Source organism: Nannocystis sp. RBIL2 (assembly GCF_026626745.1).
Classification (GTDB): Bacteria; Myxococcota_A; Polyangia; order Nannocystales; family Nannocystaceae; genus Nannocystis.
Genome location: NZ_JAPNJW010000001.1, coordinates 2,055,797 through 2,078,803, shown reverse-complemented (window position 1 = coordinate 2,078,803; position 23,007 = coordinate 2,055,797). Strand labels below are relative to the sequence as shown.

Here is a 23,007-nt window from a genome sequence, read left to right as displayed (position 1 = left end):
AGGAGCGCGCACCACCCTCGACGCCGCGCCTGTCGTCTCGCGCGGGCCGTGGCGCGCTGATACGATGCCGCGATGAATCGCCTGTTCGAGGCCGAGGTGTTCGTGCGGGTGGTCGAGGACGGCAGCCTCACTGCGGCGGCGCGGCGGCTGGAGATGACGACGTCGTACGTGAGCAAGCTGATGACGCGGCTCGAGGAGCGGCTGGGCGCGCGGCTGCTGATTCGGACCACGCGCAAGCTGTCGCTGACCGAGACGGGGCGCGCCTACTTCGAGCGCTGCACCGAGGTGATCCGCGGGCTCGAGGAGGCCGAGCAGCTGGCGGCGGACCTGCAGCAGGCGCCGCGCGGGACGCTGCGGTTGACGGTGCCGAACGCGTTCGGCTCGCTGTTCGCCATGGGCGTGCTGTCCGAGTTCAAGGCGCGCTTCCCCGAGCTCACGCTCGAGCTGGTGTTCCTCGATCGCCAGGTCGATCTGATCGGCGAGGGCTTCGACGTGGGGCTGCGGATCGGCGAGCTCGGCGATCCGCGGCTGATCGCGCGCCGCCTGGCGAGCACCGACCGGATCGTGCTGGCCAGCCCGAGCTACCTCGAGCGGGCCGGGGCGCCGCGCGAGCCGGAGGCGCTGGCCGAGCACGAGTGCCTGCGTTACGCCTACCACGCGGCGCCGGGGCGGTGGAAAGTGCAGGGGCCGCGCGGCGTGGTCGAGGTCGAGGTGACGGGGCACATGGTCGCCAATCACGGGTCGATGCTGGTCGAGGCGGCGACGCAGGGGCTCGGGCTGGTGTTCGTGCCGGTGCTGCTCGCGGCGGCCGAGCTGCGCGCGGGTCGGCTGCGCCGCGTGTTGCCGGCGTGGCACTGGCCGCTCGGGTTGTTCGCAGTGTACCCGCCGACCCCGCGGGTGCCGGCGAAGACGCGGGCGCTGGTCGACTTCCTGGTCGAGCGCATGCGCGAGCCGCCGTGGGCCGGGCTCACTGGTTGAGCTCGGCGTAGGTGTTGGGGACGTTGACCTGCTTGTGAATCCAGTCCCACAGGCGGTAGCCCTGATAGTCGGGCAGGTCGACCGCGGCGACCGTGGCGTCGAGGTCGAGGCCGTCGTCGACGGCGGTCTGGACCCCGGCGATCATGGCCCGCAGGTAGCCGATCGAGAAGTCCATGGCGGCGGGCGTCAGCGGGCGGCCGTGGCCGGGGACGACGATCGCGTCGGCCGGCAGCGAGTCCTGCACCGCGGTGAGGGTGACCTCGGCGGCGCTGCCGTTGCCGGCGAGCAGCCAGGGGATGCCGGGCTCCTCGGTGACGAAGGCGTTGCCGGTCCACAGCACCTCGGCGTCGGGGACGTAGACGAACAGATCGCCGGGGGTCTGGGCGAAGCCGTAGTGGCGCGCCTCGACTGTGACGCCGCCGAGGTCGACCGACCAGCCGTCGTCGCTCACGCGGATGTCGGCGGCGACCGGCTCGATCTCGTCGATGCCCTGATCGGCGCCGAAGTTGGCCTCCATGAACGCGACGTCCTCGTCGAAGTTCGCGGCGATGTAGTCGGCGGTCTGCTCGTGCTGCACGACCTCGACGTCGTCGGGCAGGAAGACGTTGCCGAAGGTGTGATCGCCGTGGCTGCTGGTGTTGACGACGTAGCGGATCGGCTTGTCGGTCTCGGCCTGGACCAGGGCGACTGCCTGACAGAACAGCTGGCGATTGATCATGCTCTCGACCATCAGCACGCCGTCCTCGCCGACGACGAAGCCGCCGCTGGTGGCCAGCGGGATGCCGGCGGGGCCGTGCTCGGCGGCGTCGCGGTCGTAGATGGCGAACACGCCAGGCGCGAGCTCCTCGGAGACGAGCCGGATCGCGTTGGGCGTCCAGGCGTAGGCGGGGTTCGGCTCGACGAAGCTGGGCGCTGCGTCACAGGCGCGGAAGGTCTGGGTCGCCTCGGTGGCGGCGCCGCCACAGCCGGCGACGAGGAGGGCGAGGAGGACGGGCGAGAAACGACGACGCTGCATGCCGCTACGATGCGGTGGACGGCCGGGTCTGAGTAGCCGCGCGCGGGGACAGGCATTGTTTCCCGAGCGTCCACAGTGAGGCGGGGGAGGCGGAGGAGGCCCGCCAGGGTCACTTCGCGCGAGGGCGGCCGCGATCGAGGGCGTTGAACAGCGCGCCGGTGAGGGTGCCGACGGCGAGGAGGATGGTGTAGCCCGGGTGGGCGTTGCCCGCGAGCTCGCCGGCGACGCCGAGGCCGAGGGTGAGTCCGCCCGCGAGCGCGAGGCCGCGACCCGGCGAGTCGGCCGCCGCGGCGGTGCCGCCGGGGACCGCGGCGTGGAGGACGACGAGGAGGAGCGAGCGCGCGTCGTCCATGCCGCGGAACCAGTCGGTGAGCGCTGCCAGGCAGGCGTAGGTGGCGAATCCTGCCGCCGCGGCGCCGGCGAACCCGAGCGCGCCCCGGACCAGGCGGCGCCGCCAGCCGGCGATCGGCGAGAACACCGCCGCGCAGTGCAGGGCGAGCAGCGGGAGGAGGAGCAGCCAGTACAGGCGATCGTCGCCATAGCCCTGCGCGGCGACGAGGACGAGCACGATCACGACGGCCGCGAGCAGACCGAGGCATACGGAGCGAAGGATTGTCACGAGTCGAAGCATACACCCTTGGCGAGGTGAGCGCGAGCCGGGATGGCGCTTTCCGTCGCTGAAGTCTTTGAATGCGCGGGTGAGGGCACCGAGCCGGGTCGCTGGATGCTGCGGTCGAGAATCGCCGTGTGCCGTCGAATCGGCCGTGTTCTGTCCGATGGGACAGGTCCTTTTCGGATGGCTCGAATGTCTTCAGCTCGATCGCGGCGTCGAGCACGATGATGCATCGAGAATGATGCGAGGGATTCGCAGGACTGTCTTGCGAGCGCGGGTCAGCGCGGCGCGTGCCGGGCCGCGGGAGCGTCCGCCGCCACGGTGGTCGGCGGGATCTCGGCGAGCAATCGCCGCAGCTCCGCGAGCCGGGGCTCGTGTTCGTCGTGGAAGCGGGACAGGACGGCCAGCGCCGCTTCGGCGTCGCGCCGCGCGTCGGCGTCACGCCGCATGCGTCGCTCGAGCAGCGCGAGCGACGCGAGGATGCGGCCGACGTCCAGTCGCGTCGCGCTCGTCGCCTCGGCGATCGCGATGGCGTCGCGGTAGAGCTCGTGGGCCTGGTCGAGCGCCCCCGTCGCCTCCGCGAGCTCGGCCTGTCGGACCCGGATCCAGGCGGTATCGATGTGCTGATGTCCGAGGGCGGCTTCCTGGACGGAGAGGGCCCGCTCGAGGTAGTCGCGGGCCGCGTCGAAGCGCCGCTGCTCGGTGGCCAGGTTCCCCAGCGCGGTCAGGCGGCTGACGAGCACGGGGTGATCGGGGCCGAGCCGGGCGGTCTCGTCGGCGAGCGCCTTCTCGAAAAAGTGGCGCGCCTGGCCGAGGTCGCCCAGCGCATGCGCGACGTTCCCGAGGTTGAAGAGGGGGCTCAGCGTGCGCGCGTCCGCTGGCCCGAAGGCCGCCAGCGCGATCGCGTACGCGCGCGCGAACGCGGCCCGTGCCGCGCCGTACCGGCCGCTCGCAAACTCGAGCGAGCCGAGGGTCTCCCACGAGAGCATGAGCGACGGGTGCCGGGAGCCGAGCGCCCGCTCGAGCCCGACGCGGGCCTGTTCCAGCAGTGCCCGGGCGCGGTCCTCCTCGCCGTGCCACGCGAGCCTCGCGGCGAGGTGAAGGCGCACCATGTGCGCGTTCGGATGGTCGCTGCCCCAGTGCTCCTCGAAGTTTGCGAGCGCGCGCTCGTAGTGCTCGATCGCGGCCCGCACGTCGCCCGCGCGACTCAGCGCGAGGGCGTAGTTGGAGTGGGCGCTGCCCAGGTCGCCCTGGCCCGCCGGCCCGGCGCGAACGAACAGCTCGAGCGCTCGCTCGTAGTGAGCGCGCATGGCCGCGAAGTCGCCGCGGGCCTCCTCGACGGCCGCGAGGAGCCCCTGGAGCTTGCCGAGGTGCCGCGGAGCTCCCCCGGCCCGCAACACCGCGGCCTCGGCGTGCCGGGCCCATTCGAGCTTCGCCTCGATCGCCGAGCCCGCGGCTTCGCCGGCGCTGGCGCGCTCGAGGGCCGCCTGCGCCGCCAGCTCGTCCAGCCCCTCGCGCACGGCTGACCAGTAGGTCTCCGCGAGGGTGCGCTCCGCCGCCCGATCGCCCAGGTCTAGCTGCGCTCTGCCGAGCAGGTACTGGGCCTCGATCGCCACGGCCGCGTCGGCGACGGCGTTCGCGTCGCGGATGAGCTCCTGCGCCAGCGGCACCACCCGCTCGCTCTGCCTCAGCAAGGTGAGCGTCCTGAGCTCCGCGAGTCGGCCCGCCAGCGGGCCGTCCTCCGCGGGCGACGCCTCCAGCCGGAGGTCGCCGACCGAGCACTGGCTCGGCGGCGGGAGCCGGCGCACGGCCGCCGCCGCGTGCACGAACGTGTCGCCCTCGGCCTGCTCGAGCATCACCAGGAGCCCCTCGAGCTCGTGCAACCGGCGGTCGAAGCAATCCATCCGCCGCTCGAGCTGCGCGTCGGACTGCTCCCCGCGGGCGTGGGTCGCCAGGCACGCGTCCCGCCGGGCCTCGGCCCACGTCTGGGCGTAGCCGTCGACCTCGCGCGCGACGGCCTTCGCGGTCGCCGCGCGGTCGCCCGGGCCCGCCGTCAGGAGCGCGCGAAGGACCGCCTGGCGACGGGTGTCGTCCCACACGCGGCTGACCCGGAGCTCGCCCCCGGAGCAGCGCTCCGCCGCCGCGACGGGCACGCGCATGGCCGCGAAGGCGCCGGCGACGGCGAGCAGCCCCGCGGTCACCCACGGCCAGCGGCGGCGCGGCTGGCCGCGCTCGAGGACGGCGAGTAGGGCGTGCATCGACGGCCAGCGCTGCGCGGGTGCGCCGCTCAGGCCGCGGACCACCGCGCGATCGAGCCACGTGGGCGTCGGTCGACCGGGCGGGCGCGCGGCGAGCTGCCCGGCCTCGATCGCGGCGCGCAGGACCGCGACGGAGGCCCCGGCGAACGGCCGCACCCCGTAGAGGCCCTCGAACAGGGCGACGCAGAACGCGAACTGCTCCGAGCGCTCGTCGGCCGGCCCGCCGGCGAGCTGCTCCGGCGCCATGTAGGGCGGCGTCCCGAGCAGCTGGCGGTCGTCGGTGAGCTCGTGCGCGGCCTGCCACGCGCCGTCCGGGGTGCTGCGCAGCGTCTCGATCTCCGCGGGCGTGGGGGCCGTCGGGCGCGCGAGGCCGAAGTCGGTGACGATCGCGCGCCCGTCGCGGGCCACGAGCACGTTGTCGGGCTTGAAGTCGCGGTGCAGCACGCCGGCCTGGTGCGCCGCCGCCAGGCCGCGGCCGGCCTGCACGAACACGCCGAGGACGTCCTGCCAGCGCCGCGGGAACTCGCGCAGCCACGCGCCCAGGGTGACGCCGTCGATGAACTCCATGGCGAGGAACACCTGGTCGTCGACCACGCCGATGTCGTGGATCGCGATCACCGACGGGTGACGCAGCCGCGCCATCGCCTTGGCCTCGCGCAGCAGCCGCGCGCGGCTGTCGGCGTCGCGGAGGTCGGGGCGCACCAGCTTGATCGCGACCCGGCGATCGAGCTCCGGATCGTAGGCCGCGTACACGACGCCCATGCCGCCCTCACCGACGCGACCGAGGATCACGTAACGACCGACGAGGTCGCCCCGCGCCAGCGATGCGGCGGCGCCGGCCCGCGGCGCCCGCGACGTCAGCACCGGCGTCGCGTCGTCGTCGGCCAGTCGCTCCCCGGACGCCATCGATGAGCCGACTACCATGCGTCAGCAGGTCCCACAAGCCAAGGCCATCGAGGCGCAGTCGTCGTCCCACGCGACGTCGCAGCACGCCGGCTTGCTGTCGCACACTGCCAGCACGCAATCGGAGCACGCGCGGTTGAGCGCCACGCCGGCCTCGCACGGGGCGTGCGCGCACAGCTGCGTGCCGGCGGCGCAGGACATCGAGCAGCGCTCCTTGGCGTGGGCCTGGCACATGTCGTCCCACTGGGTATCGCAGCAGAACGCGTCGATGTAGTTGCAGACCAGATCGGTGCACCAGGTGCACTCCTCGGGCAGCGGCCCGCCGACTTCGCACTCGTTGTGCTCGCTGAACGGCCCGGCGCACAGCTGGTCCCAGCCGTCGGTGGTCGAGCCCATGTCGGGGTCGTTGCTCGTGCTCGTGCTGGTGCTCCCGCTGGTCGAGACGTCTCCATCGGTGGTGCCCGTGGAAGTGCCCGTGGTGCCGTCGGTGGGGTCGCCCTGCGTGGTCCCGGGATCGCCGGCGGTGGTGCCGGTGCTCGCGCTCGTCTCGCCGGTCGGGTCGTTGCTGGTGGCCTCCGACGCGCTCGCGCCGGTCGCACCGGGTCCGCCCATCGAAGTCTCGCCGCCGCTGAGGCCGCACGCGCCCGAGATGTCCTCGGGGACAGCGGGTGCGTCGGGCGTCTTGCCGCCGAGGCTGTCGAGCAGGCACTGCAGCGTGTTCTCGGGGATGACCTGCTGTGCGAGCACCTTCTGCGCGCAATTCGGGAAGGTGGCGAGGCAGCCGAGGCCGCTCGCGCACTCGGCCCGCAGGGCGTCGACGAGGCTGTCGCCGAGCGGGAGGACCAGGGCGCTGGCGACCTTGAGCTCGGGCGGGCCCTCGGCGCGGCCGAGCAGCACGTCCGCGCAGCCGCCGATGCCGAACGCGCACTCGTCGCAGAACTGGGTCACGAACGCCTCGTGCGCGGCGCTCGGCGCCAGCCCGCCGATGGCGCCCGCGAGGCACGAGAACGGCGAGCCGCCGGCCTGGATGCAGTCGCTCGCGCTGCGCAAGAAGCCGTCGCTGACGAGGCCGACGACGCTGGCGCAGTCGTCGATCATGGCCTGGTCGCACGGCGTCGCCGCGGCCGCGCAGGCGCCGACGTACTCGGACAGCGACCCGCAGAACTGGGCCGCCGGCGTCAGTTCGCCCCCGCCCCCCGACTTGCCGCCGCCGCAACCGGGGGCGGTCAGCGCCGCGGCGAGCAGCAGGCTGGAGAGGATGGAGGCGGCCGAGCGCCGCGTGGAGTGGTCGAGGTGAGAGGTATGCATGAACCGCTATCCCGCCGGGCCCGTGGTCCTCGTCCGGCGGCGCGACCCTAGCCGCCGCCGATCGCCGCAGCATCGATCGATCAGCGGAGGCGAGGCGCGCTCGCCGGGCGGCGAGTCGGTCATCCTGCCGATGGCCGCGCGCCGGCACGCGCGGCGCTCACGGAGCGAGCAGGCCCGCCTCGGCCATCCGGCGCGCGAGTTCGGCGCGCGAGTGGATGTCGAGGCGCGTGTACACGTGCTCGAGGTGGCTGGCGACGGTGCGCGGGCGAATGCCGAGCCGCGTAGCGATGGCCTGATTCGTCAGACCCTCGGCGACCAGCCGGGCGACCTCGACCTCGCGCTCGCTGAGCCCCGCGACGACCTGCCGCGCCTGGGCCTGCGCCAGCACCCGCTGCAGCTCCGGCGAGTTGGCGGCCGCGAACGACAGCTCCACGTCGGGTCCGAGGCCGATGCGATCGCCGTGGCGCAGCGCGACGAGCTCGACCGGGAGGTCGTTGACCCGCGTGCCATTGGTCGAGCCGAGATCGACGGCCATGAAGCCGTTGTCGATGCCGCGCAGCAACTTGAGGTGCTTGCGCGAGACGCCGCGATCGGGAATCACGAGGTCGACGCCGGGCCCGCGGCCGACGAGGGTGGTGGCGGCGCTGAGCTCGAACACCGCACCGGTGAGGCTGCCGCAGCACACCGCGAGCACGGAGCGCGTCGCCGGCGAGGTGGTCCCCCGACTGCGAGGATTGGGCCGCCGGGTTGTCGGATCGCCGCGCACGCGCCGATCGATGGTTTCCCACACAACCGCGGCGCGTCGCAAGGAGCACGGCGTCGGCGCGGAATCGAACCGGGCGCGCCGGCGAAGCTCGAGGTGCCCCTGCGCGGCCGCGTGGCCTCGATGTAGGCGTCCACCTGACCCGCGTGCTGCGACATCGTCAGTGAGCCTCCAGACACGGTCTTGCAATGTCCATCGGGCCACGGCGATAAAACGTCCGACAGGTGAGGCGGCTGGATCGCCTCTCGAAACCTCAATCCAGGCGAAAGATCGATGCGCGTTCAGAACAAACCTTCGTATGACAAGAACCGGTCCCAGGTCGCGCTGACGCTCGATCGACGCGGCTTCCTCACTGTGGGCGCCACGCTCGGCGCTGGCCTCTTGCTACCCGGCATCACAGGTTGCAGTTCTGTCGATGATGACAATCCGGTTGCGAATGGCGAGCTCTTCACGCCCGCCAGGGTCCGATCTCGGGACGGCGTCCTCGACATCGAGCTGACCATCACCGAGACCGAATTGACGGTGGGTCAGTATACGTTCATGACGCGCGCGTACACGGGTCTGAAGGTCCATCGAGGGGAGTCGAGCCTCGGCGATGCGACGTACACGGGGAGCGTCCCGGGCCCGACCATCGAGCTCCGCCCGGGGGATCAGCTCAAGCTGAAGCTGATCAACGGCCTTCCGGACGACGGCAGCGCCGTGGACCCCGACGACTGCACCATGGACAGCGGCGGCGGGCACGGCGGGCACGGCGCGGGCACGCACAACAACACGACCAACCTCCACACGCACGGCCTGCACGTCGACCCCGGGCCGCCCGGAGATGATGTCTTCCTGGCGATCGGTCCTGGTGAGAGCTACGACTTCGTCTTCGACATCCCGCGAGACATCGAGATGCCGGACGGGACCCAGGCCAATCATCCCGCCGGAACCTACTGGTATCACCCGCACATGCACGGATCGACGGCGATCCAGGTGGCGGGTGGCATGGCTGGGGCGATCATCATCCGCGACGAGGAGAGAGACGACCTCGACAAGCTGTTTTCTACCGAGCCCGGGCCGGGGCAGGGCAAGGAGCAGCTCCTCGTCGTCGGCGAGCTCATGATCCAGACCGAGGATCCGTGCGATGGAAAGACTCGCCTCGCCACGTATGGGGAGATGGGCCATGGCGGTCCCCTTCCTCCTGGTGTCGACGAATTCTTCCACGTCAACGGCCAGCTCGATCCGATCATTCGTATGCGCCCGAGCGAGGTGCAGCGCTTTCGTGTGCTTCACACGGGCTTTCGCGCTCCGCTGGACATCGCCTTCGTCCGCGTGCCGGACGAGCAGGTGGACGCCGCGACGTCGCTGCCGAAGCCCGGCTATAGTCCGTTCGACTATGCTTGTGTCTCCTCGGGCGAGGGCCCACCCACGCTCGACCGGGACGCGCTGCGAGCGAAGTCGGTCACGTACTACCAGGTCGCCACGGACGGGATCACGTACGGCGCACCGCTGAAGATGCCGCTCGCCGATCCCGTGTCCGAGGTGGAGTACGTCATCCCGCCGGGGGGACGCGTGGACATGCTCGTCCAATTCGAGGCGGGCACCTACCAGATGGTGGCGCTCGGCTACCTCGACTTCGTGTGCTGGGCGCCGCAGGTCCTCGCCACCGTCGTCGTCTCGGGGGAGCCGGACACGAGCCTGCAGATCCCGCAGGTGCTCACGCCGCCGGCGCTCTATCCGCCGTTCGATGACACGTCGAAGCCCGGCAACGAGGTCACGAACACGCGCCAGCTCGAGTTCGCGGTGACCCAGGACGCTGCCGGGCAGCACTTCACCATCGACGGCAGGACGTTCTGCGAGAGCCGCGTCGACCAGTGCATCCTCCTCGGTGCCGTGGAGGAATGGACACTCCTCAACAAGTTCACCGTGGGAATGGGGGTTCATCCCTTCCACATCCATGTCAATTCGTTCCTCGTGACGTCCATCAATGGTAAGAAACCGTCCCAGCCTATCTGGCGCGACACGTGCATCGTACCCATGAGCGGCACGGACGCCGACGGCAGCCTCGCGTTCCTGTCGCGCTTCCTGCACTTCAAGGGACCGTACGTGCTGCACTGCCACATTTTGGAGCACGAGGACGAAGGCATGATGCAGCTCGTCGAGGTGCAGGAGGCGGCATGCCCGCCGCTGCCGGTGGACGACGCGTGCGAGGCTGAATAACGAGAGCCGCGACCGGTCGGCCCATGAGCCTGCGATCCGGGTCGCGTCAGACTGCGAGCGGGCGAATGACGCGAAACGGGTTGCCGCCGGCGAGCACGCCGGCCGGGACGTCGCGGGTGATGACGCTGCCGGCGGCGATCGTGGTGTCGTCGCCGATGGTGACGCCGGGGCAGACGATCACGCCGCCGCCGAGCCACACGCGGTCGCCGATCCGCACCGGCTTGGCCGCCTCGAGGCCGGTGATCCGGATCTGCGGGTCGAGCGGGTGGGTCGCGGCGTAAATGTGGACACCGGGGCCGCACAGCACGTTTTCTCCGATGGTGACCGGCGCGCAGTCGAGGATCACGCCGTCGAAGTTCATGTAAAAACCGTCGCCGATCTCGATGTTGGTGCCGTAGTCGCAGCGGAAGGGCGGCTCGATCTCGAGGCGCGAGCCGCAGCGGCCGAGCAGCGTCTGCAAGATCTCGAGGCGCGTCTCCATCTCGTCCTCGGTGGTCTCGTTGAAGCGGCGCGTCAGGCGTCGCGCCGCCCGGCGCAGGCCCACCAGCTCCGGGTCGGCGGCCAGGTAGAGCTCGCCGGCCAGCATCTTCTCGCGTTCGCTGAGCATGCGGGCAGTGTGGCAATAGACGCCGAGCGGCGGGCCGCGACGCGGCTTTTGCCGCTCGGGATCGGCCAGAGGGCGTCGGCGTGCCCGTCTGCGCCGGGTCGCGGAGGAGGCGCTGGGGCACGTGTTGCCATTCGTACTCGCTCGAGCGGGCGACAGTCGCCAGCGACCGGGGAGCCCGGCGTGTTCGGCCGCGAGGCGCGTGGCGAGCGAGGGTGAAAGGCGGGTCGCCTTCGACGGCTCGCGTGCCTCGCCGCAGGCCGGTGCGCATCGTGTCGCGCGGACGCGCCGACGGCTTGTCAACGACGGGCCGCGCTGGTAAGGGTGGCTGTGGTTCACGCCTGGCTCGTTCGCCCCTGGGGTTTGCACGCTCTGATGTTTGCGACGGTCGTCGCGGCGGCCTGCGGCTCCGACACCGATCCGCTCGCGTCCGCGGGGCCCACCACGAACACGACCGCTCCGGGGCCCGGGCCGAGCTCCGGGGCCGCGTCGACGGACGACGAGCCGACGTCGACGGCGACGGCGACCGACGCCGGGACCGACACCGGCAGCGAGCCGACGAGCACGACCGGCGGGATGGAGCCCTCGCAGGCGACCTGCGACCAGTACCTCGAATGTCTGGCCGCGACGGCGCCGGCGATGCTGCCGGACGCGCAGGCGGGCTTTGGGCCGATGGGCACCTGCTGGCAGGGCTCGCCGGAGACGATTCAGCAGTGCATCGACGCGTGCGCGACGGGGCTCGCACAGCAGCACGCGCTGTTCCCGGACGAGCCGAAGTGTTTCGAATGCCTCGAGACGGGCGATTGCCCGCCCGGGGAGCGCTGCACGTCCGGCACCTGCGATCCGCCAAAGTGCGGCGACGGCATCGTCGACGCCGACGAGGTGTGCGACAACCCTGCGGGCGGGTGCCAAGATTGCGACGCGGTCGCGTGCAATCCGTTGACCAACGTGGGCTGCCAGGCGAACGAGGCGTGTCAGCTGCTGCACCTCGGGGATTCGGAGACATTCGTAACGTGCATCCCGGGCGAGCCGCTGCCTCCCGGCGCCCCGTGCCCGGACCTGGGCGACAACTGCGGCCTCGGGAACACCTGCGCGCTGGCCGAGTACGTGCCGGACTGCGACAGCACGTTGTGCTGCGCACTGCTGTGCAACCTGCAAGACGGCAATGTCTGTCCCGATGGACACGTCTGCGTGGAGTACGTCGAGAATTCGCCGCTGGGCAATCTCGTCGGCCTGTGCGCTCCGGAGTGAGCGCGCAGAGCCGGGTCGGCGCGGGTCGGGATCCGTCCGAAGGGGCATGACTGAAGAGACATGTTTCAAGTCATGTTCCAGGGCTGATCGGACCCGGCGGCGTTCGCCACGCCGGCTCGACGTGCGCCCGTATCCCCAGATCGCACGTCGACCTCGGCGGACTGGCGGCGCGGCTCGCTTCGGCGCGCCGGGCATCCCAGGGGCGCGGAATACCTGTCCTCGAGGACATGTCGTGGCGCGGCGTCGGCGAGCGCCGGCGGAGCGGTCGCACTCGGCCGGGACCCCGCTCGACCCGCATGCTCGCGGTGGGTGGAAACCCTCCCGGCCGCGCGTCGCGGCGCCGACGTCTCCGCCGCGCTGGTTGACAATCGGGCTCGCGGCCGGATAAACCCCCCCAAGGAAATTGAACTTCAATTTCTCCCCAGAACGCGCGCAGCGGCTCCTCCGGGGCGGGGTGGGCGCGTGAGCGCGCAGACGGTCGCGGTCCTGGCGGACGAGCTGCGGCGCGGGATTGCGCGGCGGCTGGTGCAGCGCCTCGGCCTCGACGCCGGCGACGCGGCGATCACCGTCGAGCACTGGCTGCGCACCGAGCAGGCCGGCAAGCCGTGCCACGGGCTCGTGCGCGCGCTGTACGTCACGCAGTCGGGCGAGTTCGGGCCGTACGACGGGCGGCCGGCGCCGGCGCCGACGCGGGTGCGGGCGGGGCGGCTGCACGTCGACGGGCGCGGGCACCTCGGCTACCCGGTGGTGCAGCGGCTGGTCGAGGCGGGCTGCGCCGAGGCCGAGCAATGGGGGATGTGCGTGGCCACTGGCGTCGGCGTGTACCCGAGCGGCGCGCTCGGCGATTGGGCCCGGCTGGCGTGCGCGCGCGGGTGCGGGGTGATTGTCATGAGTGGGTCGCCAGCCCGGGTGGTCGCGCCGGGCGGGCGAGTGCCGCTGGTCGGCACCAACCCGATCTGCGTCGGCCTGCCGACGCGGCCGCACGCGTTCGTGTGCGACGCCTCGACCAGCGCGATCACCCACGGCGACCTGCTGCTGGCCCGGCACGCCGGCGCGCCGCTGCCAGCCGACGCGGCGGTCGACCGCGAGGGCGCGCGCACGCGGGTGCCGGAGGAGGTCGCGGCGCTGCTGAGCGTCGGCGGCTCGCACAAGACGTTCGCGCTCGGCCTCGCGGTCGAGCTGCTGACCAGCCTGGGCGGCGGGGTGCCGGGCTCGCCGCGACACGACGAGCACGGGGTGTTCGCGGTGTTCCTCGGGCCCGAGCTGGTGGAGGCGGCGGGACCTGTGCTTTCGGACAGGCTGGCGGCGTTCGCCGCGACGGGGGCGCGGATCCCCGGCTGGGACTCGGAGCGGCGCGCGGCGGCGGCGGGAGAGATTGTACATATGTCCCGAGAGACATACGAGGCGCTGCGGCCGCTGCTGGCGGAGGTGGACGCGTGAGCGCGCGGGCCGAGCTGCGCCGGCTGCTCGCGGGGCCGCGGCCGCTGGTGATCGCCGGGGTGTCGGACGGGCTGTCGGCGCGGATCGCCGAGCGGGCCGGGTTTTTCGGGCTGTGGGCCAGCGGGTTCGCCATCAGCGCCAGCAAGTGTCTGCCCGACGTCGGCCTCATCACGATGCACGAGCACCTCACCGCGACCGCGGCGATCGTCGCGGCCGCGCGGGTGCCGGTGGTCGCCGACATCGACGACGGCTTCGGCGACGCGATCAACGTGGTGCGGGCGGTCCGCGAGTACGAGGCGGCCGGGGTCGCGGCGGTCTGCCTCGAGGACAATCAGCATCCCAAGCGCAACAGCCTGTACGCCGGGCTCGACCGCAAGCTGGTCGATTGCGAGGTGTTCGCGCGCAAGATCGAGGCGGCGCGCGACAGCCGGCGCGACCGCGATTTTGTCATCATCGCCCGCACCGAGGCGCTGGTGGCCGGGCTCGGCCAGGCCGAGGCGTACCGGCGCGCGCGCGCCTACGCCGAGGCCGGCGCCGACGTGGTGCTGGTCCACTCGAAGGCGACCACGCCGGCGCCGATCCTCGAGTTCGGGCGCCGCTGGGACTCGCCGGTGCCGCTGGCGGCGGTGCCGTCGACCTACCCGGGCGTGACCGAGGACGAGCTGTTCGCGGCCGGCTATCGCCTGATCGTGTTCGCCAACCAGGGCCTGCGCGCGGCGGTGGGGGCGATGGAGCGGACCTTCCGCGCGCTGGCGACGACGCGCTCGCTGACCGCGGTCGAGGCCGAGGTCAGCCCGCTGTCCGACATCTTCGCGCTGGTCGATTACGAGGAGATAAACCGGCTCAACGCCCGCTACATCGATCCTTCTCCGCCGGGCCGCGAGAACCTGCTGCAGCAATTGCTCGTGGCGAACCCCGAGGCGCGGCCGGAGCGGCCGGCGCTGCGCACGGGGTCGCTGCAATTGAGCTACGGCGAATTGCTCGACGCGGTGCGGGGCATCGCCCGCGGACTCTTGGCGGCCGGGGTCGGCCCGGGTGACCGGGTGGCGCTGCGCTTGCGCAACTCGATCGAGTACGTGGCGCTGTTCCTCGGCATCACCGCCATGGGTGCGATCGTGGTGCCGATCGATCCGGGCGCCGGCAGCGAGCGCTCGCAGTGGATCGTCAAGGACACCGCGCCGCGGCTGTGCTTCGTCCACGACGACGACCCGGGCCCGGGCGAGGTCGCCCGCCACGCGGTCCGCATCGACCCCGCCAGCAAGCACGCGGTGTTCGAGCCGCCGCTGCCGCGGATGGCCGCCGAGGGCCCGCTGCCGGCGGTGGCCGAGAACGCCGACGCGTGCGTGCTGTACTCGGCCGGCTCGACCGGGCGGCCGAAGGGGGTGGTGCTGGGCCATCGCCACTTCCTGGCGATCGCGCGCTCCCTGTCGCAGGTGATCGGGATGGGGCCGGAGCACCGCGACCTGATCCTGAGCCCGATGACGCACAGCGGCGGCTGGCAGCGGGTGACGTCGACGCTGCTGCGCGGCGGCACCGTGGTGATCTTCGAGGGCATGTTCTCGGTGGCGGCGCTGGTCGAGGACGTCGAGAAGTTCGGGATCACCGGCTTCTTCACCACGCCGCCGGTGCTGCGCACGCTGCTGCGCGCCGATCCGGGCAAGTTCGCCGGCAAGGCCGAGACGCTGCGGTCGATCGAGATCGCCAGCGCGCCGGTGACCGCGGCCGAGCTGGCGCAGCTCGGGGCGCTGTTCCCGAAGATCGACATCTACCTGCAATACGGGCTGACCGAGTGCTCGCGGGCGCTGATCCTCGACGCCCGCAAATATCCGCACAAGCTGCACACGGTCGGGCTGCCGACGGCGGGCGTGGAGGTGGCGATATGCGGCGAGGACGGCCGCGCGCTGCCGCCGGGGCAGGAGGGCGAGATCTTGCTGCGCGCGCCCCAGCGCACCGATCATTACTGGAACCTGCCCGACCTCAACGCGTCGCGCTTCCGCGACGGCTGGCTGCTCACCGGCGACTTCGGGGTGCGCGACGAGGACGGCTTTGTCGCCTACCGCGGCCGCCGCGACGATATGATCAATTGCGGCGGGATGTCGTACTTCCCGGCGGAGGTCGAATTGCTGCTCGGGGCGGTGCCCGGGGTCAAGGACGCGCTGGTCGCCGGGGTGCCCGACCCGCAGCGGCTGCTCACCGACGTGCCGTGGATCTTCGTGGTGCCGCACAACCCGGAGACGTGGTCGGCGCGCGACTTCACCGCCCACGCGCGCGCGCGCCTGCCGGCGCACATGGTGCCGCGCCAGGTGGTGATCGTGCCGGCGATCCCGCTGACGCCGTCGGGCAAGCCGGACCGGCGCGAGACGGTCCGCCGCCACGGGCCGGGACAGGCAGGGGCGTCGTGACCGAGGCCGAGATCGCCAGGACGATCCACGCCTATTTCACGGCGAGCTATCCGCACCTCGGGCGCACTCTCGAGTATGACACGGACCTTCTCAACGAGTGGTTCGTCGATTCGCTGGGGATCGTGCAGACGGTGCAATTCCTGGAGGACACGTTCGGGATCGACGTGGCCCGCGCGGACGTCCAGGTCGACAATTTTCACAGTGTGCGGGCGCTGGCGGCCTACGTGCGCCGCAAGCTGGGGTAAGCGCGCATGGCCGGGGTGCGCCTCCGCGGCAGCAAGCCGGCGCCCGAGGCCCTGCGCGCGCACGACCGCCATCGCCCGTGGGTGATCGCGCCGGTGCTGGCGGTGCTGCTGCTGTACTGCTGGTGCTACACGCACCTGGCGGCGTGGCTCGGGGTGCCGACGCCGGCCGAGGTGTTCCACGCCCTGGGCCTGTCGGGCGGGCGGATCCTCGACGGCGACGGCAACGTCGATTCGAAGCTTTACGTGTCGCTCACGGCGATCTTCAGCAACGACGACGAGCGGCTGATCGTGTTCGCCGGGCTGTTCGGCTGCTTTCTCAATGTGTACTTCGCGCCGCTCCGCTACAAGAACCAGGCGATCGTCGGCTGGTTCGTGCCGCTGTTCGCGGTGCTGTACGGCCTGCCGGCGACGGTGCTGTTGATAGCTGCGCATGTGGCGGTCTGGCTGGCGTTCCACCCGACTGCGCGCGGCAGCGTGGCGGGGGCAGGGGCGTTCGGGGCGCTGGTGGGCTGGCTGGCGGCCGGGAGCGCGGCGCTTCCGGGGCAGGCGCTGGCGATCGCGGGCGGCGCAGCAGTGGCGGCCGGGCTGTATCGGTGGATCCGCCCGGCGGTGATCCGCGGCGGGCGAATCGTCGCGGTCGTCCGCGCGTGCCTGATCCAGACCTGCATGATCATGATCGTCGCGGCGACAGTGCGCCAGGCGATCACCGGCCACGTATGGGTCATGCCGGTCGGCCTGGCGTTCTTCTGCTTCCAGTGGGCGCGGCTGATGGTCTACCACGCCGATTACAGGGACGGCGAGGTGCCGCGCGACCTGCCGCTCGGCGACTATCTGGCGGTGTTCCTGACGCCGGTGGCGATCCCCAACCTGGCGTACGCGCCGTATCTCGGCCAGGGCTACGCGTTCCTGCAGGAGCGCCGGCTGACGGAGGACAAGAGCGCTCTGGTGCTGTCGGGGGTCAAGCTGTGGTGCCTGGCGCTGATGTACATGGTGTTCGCGGAGTACGCGACCGCGCGCTTCGTGGTGTTCATGCGCGAGGTCTGCGGGGTCGAGGTCTATAAATTCACCAGCGAGCTGGTGCAGGCCCACCTGGCCGGGGCGGAGCTGTCGACGCCGACGGTGCTGGTGTCGACGATCGTCGATCAGGCGCGGATCTTCCTCATCTACGGCGGGGTGACGCACTTCCGCGTGGGCGCCTGGCGGGTCCTCGGTTATCGCATGGAGACGCAGTACGACCGGCCGTGGCTGGCGACCAACCTGGCGGCGCTGTGGAGCCGATGGGCGTTCCACTTCCGCGAGTTCCTGGTGCGCGTCTTTTATTATCCGGTGTTCTTCGCGTGGTTCAAGCGCCGGCGGACCCTGCGGATCTTCGTCGCCACGATGGTCGCGACGGTGGTCGGCAACTTGATCTGGGGGCACATCCCGCCGCGCACGATCCTCGACCTGCGCGGGTCGACACTCGCAGCCGGACTATCGACGTGGCCGTACTTCCTGCTGCTGGGGCTCGGGATCTCGATCACCCAGGTGGTGCTGCTGCGGCGGCCGCGGACGCGCAAGCCGTGGACCCGCGATCGCCGGATCGTGCTCGATGTACTTTGCGCGTACTTGACGTTCCAGTTCTTCGCGCTGATCCACGTGTTCATCCGCCCGCAGGAGGGCGGGTCGCTGTGGGCGTACACGCGGCTGTTCCTGCGCGGCTTCGGGATCCACGTCGACGGGTGAGCCCGGCGCGCAGGGGGGGTTCACGTCGGCGGCGCAGGACGTCGCCGATGCGCGTCAGGAGCGGCCTATTCGAACGACTTGACCGCCTCGTCCTCGGTGGCGAAGGTCTCGAACACGGTGGCGAGGCGGGTGATCATCAGGATGTCGTTGACCTTCGCGGGGACGTTGCTGAGCTTGAGCTTGGCGTTGCGGTTGCTGGCGGTCGTGTAAGAGCTCACCAGCTCACCGAGGCCGGAGGAATCGATGGTGGTCACCTCGCCGAGGTTGAGCACGATCTTGGTCGCGCCCGACTCGAGGGCAGCGCGCACGGCCTCGCGCAGCTCGATGCTGTTGTCGATGACGAGCCTGCCCGAGGGCTGAATGACGGTGACGTCGCCGATCTCTCGTGTCTTGATGCTCATGGCTGTCTTCCTTGTCTGTTCGTGGTTCTCGCTACTCGGAAATGGGCCCCGCGGTGCGGGCGTGCATGACGACGGTCGTTCCACCGCCCGGGCTCGGCACGAAGCGGACTTCGTCCACGAGGTGGCGGATCAGGAACACCCCGCGCCCGTGCGGCCGCAGTCGCTGCTCAGGGTCGCGCGGATCTGCCAGTTCGGCCGCGTCGAAGCCGGCGCCATGGTCTTCCACCTGCACCACGAGCCAGCCGTCGCGGGCCTCTGCGGTGAGCGTGACCGATTTGCCCGGGTCCTCGCGGTTGCCGTGGACGACCGCGTTGGCCACTGCCTCGCGCACTGCGAGGTCGATCGCCCACTGCTCGTCGGCGTGGATGCCGAGGCGATGCATGAATTCGCCCAGGTGGTGCTGCACCGCGGTCACGCTCGAGCGACGGCTGGCGAGGGTCAGCCGCAGTGCGGGGAGCTCGTCCAAAGGCCGCCGACAATAGCATGAGTTGTCGGCACGGCCAGGCGCATGAATGCGCTTCACGAGCGTTTAAGACGATACCAGGGACGCGCGGCTCGAATCAAATCAGCAGAGGCAGGCCGGGGTTTTTTGAACCTCACGCACCGGCACTCGAGCGGAATATTCGAACGATTGCGAGCGCTGCCGTGAATGGCCGAGTCCGGCGCGTGGGGCGCAACTGCTCGCTCGGGCGTGCATTCGCCGCGAGTCCGAGGCGCCGCTGTATGCGTATGTGCGGCCGAATCCGGCGGAATTTCACGGCCGCGCGTCGACGGGCGCGCGGCCGCTTGCGCGGCCCGGAGCGGCTATTCGCAGCTGGGGCCCATGGCGACGCAGTCGGTCCACCACTTCTCGATCTTCATGCATTCGGTGTAGTGCGTCCAGTCGTCGTGGTTCTCGAAGCAATTGTCGAAGAACGCCGCGTCGACGATCGTGCAGGTCTGGGCCGGCTCGAACACCTCGGTGTTGCTGTCGGTGTCGTTGTCGAAGAAGCCGCCCTTGAAGTGGGTGGCGAAGGTGACGGTGCGATCGGCGTGGACGATGATGTTGGCCCGGTCCAGCGAGCCGCCGTTGGCGACCTGGGTGTTGATGCCGTAGACGTAGCGGCCGGGGGTGCCGTCGCGCAGGCCGGTGAGGATGCAGCGCTCGACGTCGAGGAAGCCTTCGGGGCCGTCCCAGTGGCCCTGGATCTCGCCGTCGCCGTGGAAGAACTCCTCGCACACCATCGGCACGGCGCACTCGCCGAGCTGGTCGAAATCCTCGGAGTCGCCGGTGGTGCCGATCGTCGTGGTGGGCTCCGCGGTGGTGCTCGAGTCGGTGGTGCCGGTGGTGCCGGTGGTGCCGGTGGTGGTCGTGTCGGTGGTGCCGGTGGGCGGGTCCCCCGTGCCAGTCGTGGTGCCGGTGGCCGGCGGATCCGTCTCGGTGGTGGCGGCGGTGGTCGGCTCGCCCGTCTCGGTGTCGTCGGACTTTCCCGGGCCGCAGGCGGCCGTCAGCGCGATCGCAAGGGTAATGCTTCGGCGAATCATCGGCGGACCATACCGCGGATGATTCGCCTCGACGAGCGCGCATTGCGGTGAGGCGCACCGGGGGCCGACCGATGGCGCGAGGCCTCGCGCGCGCCCGCCCGGCGCGCATTCGAGGTCGAGGCCGCCGGCCGCTCGGCGTATACGCGGTGGGCGTGGCAGAGCGGGGCGTCACGGGCGAGACGCTGGCGGACGCGACCGCGAACCGGCGACGGCGATGACGAACCAGACTTCGGCCCTGCGGCTCGGCGATGGGGTCTGGTGCGCCGCGCTTCACCTCACGCGTGCTCGGAGCGGGCGCGAGGGTTCACGCGTCGCGGGCGTCGTCGGCGAATTGGCGCCGCAGATAGGGGGCAGTGCGGCTGTCCTTCACCTCGCACACGCTCCGCGGCGGGCCGCTGGCGACGACGCGGCCGCCGGCCTCGCCGGCGCCGGGGCCGATGTCGATGACCCAGTCGCTGGCGGCGACGATCCGCAGGTCGTGCTCGACGAGCACCACTGTGTTGCCGGCGTCGACCAGGCCCTGCAGGCGCGCCATCAGCTTGTCGACGTCGGCCGGGTGCAGGCCGGTGCTCGGCTCGTCGAGGACGTAGAGGGTGTCGCCGCGCTGGGCCCGCTGGAGCTCGGTGGCCAGCTTGATCCGCTGGGCCTCGCCGCCCGACAGCTCGGTCGCGGGCTGGCCGAGGCGGAGGTAGCCGAGGCCGATGTCGTGAAGCAGGGCGAGGGGGCGATGCACCGAGGGCTCGTCGGCGAAGAAGTCGCGCGCCTCGTCGACGGTCATGCGTAATACCTCGGCGATGTTCTTGCCGCCCCAGGTGACTTGCAGGGTCTTCTCGTTGTAACGCGCGCCCTGGCAGGTCGGGCACGGCGCGTACACGCTGGGCATGAACAGCAGCTCGACGCTGACGAAGCCCTCGCCCTCGCAGGTGTCGCAGCGGCCGCCGGCGACGTTGAAGGAGAAGCGACCGGCGTCGTAGCGGCGCGAGCGAGCCGTGGGGGTGGCGGCGAACAGCTTGCGCACGGCGTCGAACAGGCCGGTGTAGGTGGCGAGGTTGGAGCGCGGGGTGCGGCCGATCGGTCGCTGATCGACCCGTACGAGCCGCCGCAGGTGTTCGATGCCGCTGTGGATCCGCCCGCTCGTCGTGGTAGCGACGCGCGGGCCGGCGGTGACGTCGTCCTCGTCGTCCTCGGCGCTCGCGGCCTGGCCGAGGCGCTCGCCGACCAGCTCGACCAGCGCTTGACTGACGAGGCTCGACTTGCCCGAGCCGGACACGCCGGTGACCGCGGTCAAGGTGCCGAGAGGGAAGCGGACGTCGAGGCCGCGCAGGTTGTTGCGAGTGACGCCGCGCAGCTCGAGCCAGCCGCTCGGGGCCCGCGAAGTGCGGGTCTCGGCGCGCGCCGGGGCGAACAGGTAGCGGGCGGTCTGCGAGGCGCTGACGCGCTCGAGGCCGGCGGGCGGGCCGCTGTAGAGGACCTCGCCGCCGTGCTGGCCGGCGCCGGGACCCACGTCGATCAGCCAATCGGCGCGGCGCATGGTGTCGAGGTCGTGCTCGACGACGAACAGCGAATTGCCGGCGCGGCGCAATTGGTCGAGGGCTCGCAGCAGGGCCTCGTTGTCGGCAGGGTGCAGGCCGGCGGTCGGCTCGTCGAGCACGTAGACCACGCCGAACAAATTGGAGTGGAGCTGGGTCGCGAGGCGCAATCGCTGCAGCTCGCCGGAGGACAGCGTGGGGGTGCTGCGATCGAGGGACAGGTAGCCGAGGCCGAGCTCTTGCAAGGTGGCGATCCGGCCGAGCAGATCGTGGGCGATCCGCTGGGCCGCGATCCGCTTCTCCGGCGAGAGGTCGGGGGTGCGGCGCACGTCGGGCGCGCCGGCGTGGGCCGAGCCGCCGGCGGCGACGCGTCGGGCGGTGTCGCGGCGCGCGGCGGCCCGGCTCAGCGTGGCCTTCTTGCCGGCGATGGGTTCGTCGAAGCGCCCCTCTGCAGCCGGGGTCAAGACCTCTGCGAGGCGATCGAGGGACAGCTGTGACAGCGCGCCGATGTCGAGCCCGGCGAAGGTGACCGCCAGCGCCTCGGGCTTGAGGCGCTTGCCGTGACACACGGGGCAGACGGTGCCGGTCATGAACCGGGCGACGCGCTTCTTCATCAGCGCGCTCTGGGTGGTGGCGAAGGTGTGGAGGACGTAGCGGCGGGCGCCGGTGAAGGTGCCCATGTAGCTGGGCTCCGTCTTCTTGCGCAGGGCTGCGCGCGTCTCGGCGGGCGTGAAGCCGGCGTAGACCGGGACAGTCGGCTGCTCCTCGGTGTAGAGGATCCAGTCGCGGTCCTTCTTCGGCAGGTCGCGCCACGGGCGGTCGACGTCGTAGCCGAGGGTCACGAGGATGTCGCGCAGGTTCTGGCCGTGCCAGGCCGGCGGCCACGAGGCGATCGCGCGCTCGCGGATCGACTTGCTGTCGTCGGGCACCATGGCCTTCTCGGTGACGTCGTAGACGTTGCCGAGGCCGTGGCAGTGAGGACAGGCGCCCTGGGTGGTGTTGGGCGAGAAGTCCTCGGCGTAGAGCATCGGCTGCTTCGGCGGATAGCTGCCGGCGCGCGAATACATGAGGCGCACCTGGCTCGAGATCGTGGTGACGCTGCCGACCGAGGAGCGCACGCTCGGGGCGCCGCGTTGCTGCTGCAGGGCCACTGCGGGCGGCAGGCCGTCGATGCTGTCGACGTCGGGGACGCCGACCTGATCGATGAGGCGGCGAGCGTAGGGCGCGACCGATTCGAAGTAGCGGCGCTGGGCCTCGGCGTAGAGGGTGCCGAACGCGAGCGAGGACTTGCCCGAGCCCGAGACGCCGGAGAAGACGACGAAGGCGTCGCGCGGGACGTCGACGTCGACGTTCTTGAGGTTGTGCTCGCGGGCGCCGCGCACACGGACGCAGCGCGTGACGGAAGAGGCGGCGGGATCGTCGGGCGGTTGCATCGCGAGCGGGAGCCTAACCGCGAACGTCGACGCGGCCGAGCGGGGCGGGAAGATGTGCGGGCTGCCGGCGAGGATGAAAAATTTTGAAGGACGGGGTCCGCGCGGCGGAGACCGCGTACCGCGCTTTGCAGGTCGCGCAGGGGCCGGCGGAAGGTGACGGCGGATCTCGCCGAGAGCGGCGCGGCGAGGGCGATGGCGGCGGCAGGGGCCGATTCGCGGTTGGCACGCTTGATGTAGTGGCTCGCTCGAGGCGCCGACACCTGGCGCGACACCCTGCGAGCGTTCGTATGAAGACAGGAATTCCCGAGGTCGATCGAGGCATCGCCGCGGTCGCGGCCGCCGCTGCGGACCGGTACGGGGCCGCGGCGGTGGCCCGCATCGCCGCCAGCACCCTCTCCAGCTTCGAATCGCCGAAG

At 71.4% G+C, this 23,007-nt stretch carries 17 protein-coding genes; 7 read left to right on the top strand and 10 right to left on the bottom strand.

Features of this window, described 5'->3' with window-relative positions; all coding sequences use genetic code 11:
• Positions 1 to 72: 72 nt before the first annotated feature.
• On the top strand, positions 73 to 978 hold the full coding sequence (locus OV090_RS08180; RefSeq protein ID WP_267702963.1) for a LysR family transcriptional regulator: 906 nt from the start codon (positions 73 to 75) through the stop codon (positions 976 to 978).
• Here OV090_RS08180 and OV090_RS08175 read toward each other — a convergent pair.
• From OV090_RS08175 to OV090_RS08155, 5 genes are all read right to left on the bottom strand, one after another.
• Positions 968 to 1,993 carry an MBL fold metallo-hydrolase gene (locus tag OV090_RS08175; RefSeq protein WP_267702961.1) on the bottom strand — a complete coding sequence of 342 codons (1,026 nt, stop codon included), beginning with the start codon at positions 1,991 to 1,993 and terminating at the stop codon, positions 968 to 970. The genes OV090_RS08180 and OV090_RS08175 overlap by 11 nt on opposite strands.
• 109 nt (positions 1,994 to 2,102) lie before the next feature.
• Positions 2,103 to 2,612: a hypothetical protein gene (locus tag OV090_RS08170; RefSeq protein ID WP_267702960.1), complete on the bottom strand. Its 510-nt coding sequence runs from the start codon at positions 2,610 to 2,612 to the stop codon at positions 2,103 to 2,105.
• 272 nt (positions 2,613 to 2,884) lie between these two features.
• Positions 2,885 to 5,770, bottom strand: a complete 2,886-nt coding sequence (locus OV090_RS08165; RefSeq protein WP_267702959.1) for a serine/threonine-protein kinase — start codon at positions 5,768 to 5,770, stop codon at positions 2,885 to 2,887.
• A gap of 21 nt (positions 5,771 to 5,791) precedes the next feature.
• Positions 5,792 to 7,075 (bottom strand): hypothetical protein, encoded by a 1,284-nt coding sequence (locus OV090_RS08160; RefSeq protein WP_267702958.1) that lies wholly within the window; start codon positions 7,073 to 7,075, stop codon positions 5,792 to 5,794.
• A 157-nt stretch (positions 7,076 to 7,232) separates the two neighbouring features.
• Positions 7,233 to 7,769: a LuxR C-terminal-related transcriptional regulator gene (locus tag OV090_RS08155; RefSeq protein WP_267702956.1), complete on the bottom strand. Its 537-nt coding sequence runs from the start codon at positions 7,767 to 7,769 to the stop codon at positions 7,233 to 7,235.
• A 342-nt stretch (positions 7,770 to 8,111) separates the two neighbouring features.
• Between OV090_RS08155 and OV090_RS08150 the strand changes: the two genes are divergently transcribed.
• Positions 8,112 to 10,040 (top strand): multicopper oxidase domain-containing protein, encoded by a 1,929-nt coding sequence (locus OV090_RS08150; protein WP_267702955.1) that lies wholly within the window; start codon positions 8,112 to 8,114, stop codon positions 10,038 to 10,040.
• Between the two features lie 46 nt (positions 10,041 to 10,086).
• Here the strand turns inward: OV090_RS08150 and OV090_RS08145 are convergent, their stop codons facing one another.
• Positions 10,087 to 10,647: a sugar O-acetyltransferase gene (locus OV090_RS08145; RefSeq protein WP_267702954.1), complete on the bottom strand. Its 561-nt coding sequence runs from the start codon at positions 10,645 to 10,647 to the stop codon at positions 10,087 to 10,089.
• Positions 10,648 to 11,019: 372 nt separating this feature from the next.
• Here OV090_RS08145 and OV090_RS08140 point away from each other — a divergent pair, with 372 nt between their 5' ends.
• The 5 genes from OV090_RS08140 to OV090_RS08120 all read left to right on the top strand — a co-directional run bounded on the left by OV090_RS08140 (position 11,020) and on the right by OV090_RS08120 (position 17,704).
• Positions 11,020 to 11,895 (top strand): hypothetical protein, encoded by an 876-nt coding sequence (locus OV090_RS08140; RefSeq protein ID WP_267702953.1) that lies wholly within the window; start codon positions 11,020 to 11,022, stop codon positions 11,893 to 11,895.
• 462 nt (positions 11,896 to 12,357) lie between these two features.
• Entirely contained in the window at positions 12,358 to 13,335 is a 978-nt protein-coding gene (locus OV090_RS08135) for an Ldh family oxidoreductase (protein WP_267702952.1), read from the top strand.
• Positions 13,332 to 15,737, top strand: a complete 2,406-nt coding sequence (locus tag OV090_RS08130; RefSeq protein WP_267702951.1) for an AMP-binding protein — start codon at positions 13,332 to 13,334, stop codon at positions 15,735 to 15,737. Before OV090_RS08135 ends, OV090_RS08130 begins: the two co-directional genes overlap by 4 nt.
• Positions 15,734 to 15,982, top strand: coding sequence for an acyl carrier protein (locus tag OV090_RS08125; protein WP_267702950.1), 249 nt, complete (start codon positions 15,734 to 15,736; stop codon positions 15,980 to 15,982). Before OV090_RS08130 ends, OV090_RS08125 begins: the two co-directional genes overlap by 4 nt.
• A 6-nt stretch (positions 15,983 to 15,988) precedes the next feature.
• On the top strand, positions 15,989 to 17,704 hold the full coding sequence (locus OV090_RS08120) for a hypothetical protein (protein WP_267702949.1): 1,716 nt from the start codon (positions 15,989 to 15,991) through the stop codon (positions 17,702 to 17,704).
• Between the two features lie 65 nt (positions 17,705 to 17,769).
• On the opposite strand, the gene OV090_RS08115 is transcribed toward OV090_RS08120, so the two are convergent.
• The 4 genes from OV090_RS08115 to uvrA form a co-directional block, all read right to left on the bottom strand.
• Positions 17,770 to 18,105 carry an STAS domain-containing protein gene (locus OV090_RS08115; protein ID WP_267702948.1) on the bottom strand — a complete coding sequence of 112 codons (336 nt, stop codon included), beginning with the start codon at positions 18,103 to 18,105 and terminating at the stop codon, positions 17,770 to 17,772.
• 31 nt (positions 18,106 to 18,136) lie between these two features.
• Entirely contained in the window at positions 18,137 to 18,571 is a 435-nt protein-coding gene (locus OV090_RS08110) for an ATP-binding protein (RefSeq protein WP_267702946.1), read from the bottom strand.
• A gap of 338 nt (positions 18,572 to 18,909) precedes the next feature.
• Positions 18,910 to 19,629, bottom strand: a complete 720-nt coding sequence (locus OV090_RS08105; protein WP_267702945.1) for a hypothetical protein — start codon at positions 19,627 to 19,629, stop codon at positions 18,910 to 18,912.
• A 304-nt stretch (positions 19,630 to 19,933) separates the two neighbouring features.
• Positions 19,934 to 22,591 carry an excinuclease ABC subunit UvrA gene (gene uvrA / locus OV090_RS08100; RefSeq protein ID WP_267702944.1) on the bottom strand — a complete coding sequence of 886 codons (2,658 nt, stop codon included), beginning with the start codon at positions 22,589 to 22,591 and terminating at the stop codon, positions 19,934 to 19,936.
• Positions 22,592 to 23,007: the final 416 nt, after the last annotated feature.

Excerpts from the sequence above, each read along its gene's own strand:
- OV090_RS08180 (WP_267702963.1), top strand. The coding sequence starts at position 73 with ATGAATCGCCTGTTCGAGGCCGAGGTGTTCGTGCGGGTGGTCGAGGAC.
- OV090_RS08175 (WP_267702961.1), bottom strand. The coding sequence starts at position 1,993 with ATGCAGCGTCGTCGTTTCTCGCCCGTCCTCCTCGCCCTCCTCGTCGCC.
- OV090_RS08165 (WP_267702959.1), bottom strand. The coding sequence starts at position 5,770 with ATGGCGTCCGGGGAGCGACTGGCCGACGACGACGCGACGCCGGTGCTG.
- OV090_RS08160 (WP_267702958.1), bottom strand. The coding sequence starts at position 7,075 with ATGCATACCTCTCACCTCGACCACTCCACGCGGCGCTCGGCCGCCTCC.
- OV090_RS08150 (WP_267702955.1), top strand. The coding sequence starts at position 8,112 with ATGCGCGTTCAGAACAAACCTTCGTATGACAAGAACCGGTCCCAGGTC.
- OV090_RS08145 (WP_267702954.1), bottom strand. The coding sequence starts at position 10,647 with ATGCTCAGCGAACGCGAGAAGATGCTGGCCGGCGAGCTCTACCTGGCC.
- OV090_RS08140 (WP_267702953.1), top strand. The coding sequence starts at position 11,020 with ATGTTTGCGACGGTCGTCGCGGCGGCCTGCGGCTCCGACACCGATCCG.
- OV090_RS08120 (WP_267702949.1), top strand. The coding sequence starts at position 15,989 with ATGGCCGGGGTGCGCCTCCGCGGCAGCAAGCCGGCGCCCGAGGCCCTG.
- OV090_RS08115 (WP_267702948.1), bottom strand. The coding sequence starts at position 18,105 with ATGAGCATCAAGACACGAGAGATCGGCGACGTCACCGTCATTCAGCCC.
- OV090_RS08105 (WP_267702945.1), bottom strand. The coding sequence starts at position 19,629 with ATGATTCGCCGAAGCATTACCCTTGCGATCGCGCTGACGGCCGCCTGC.
- uvrA (WP_267702944.1), bottom strand. The coding sequence starts at position 22,591 with ATGCAACCGCCCGACGATCCCGCCGCCTCTTCCGTCACGCGCTGCGTC.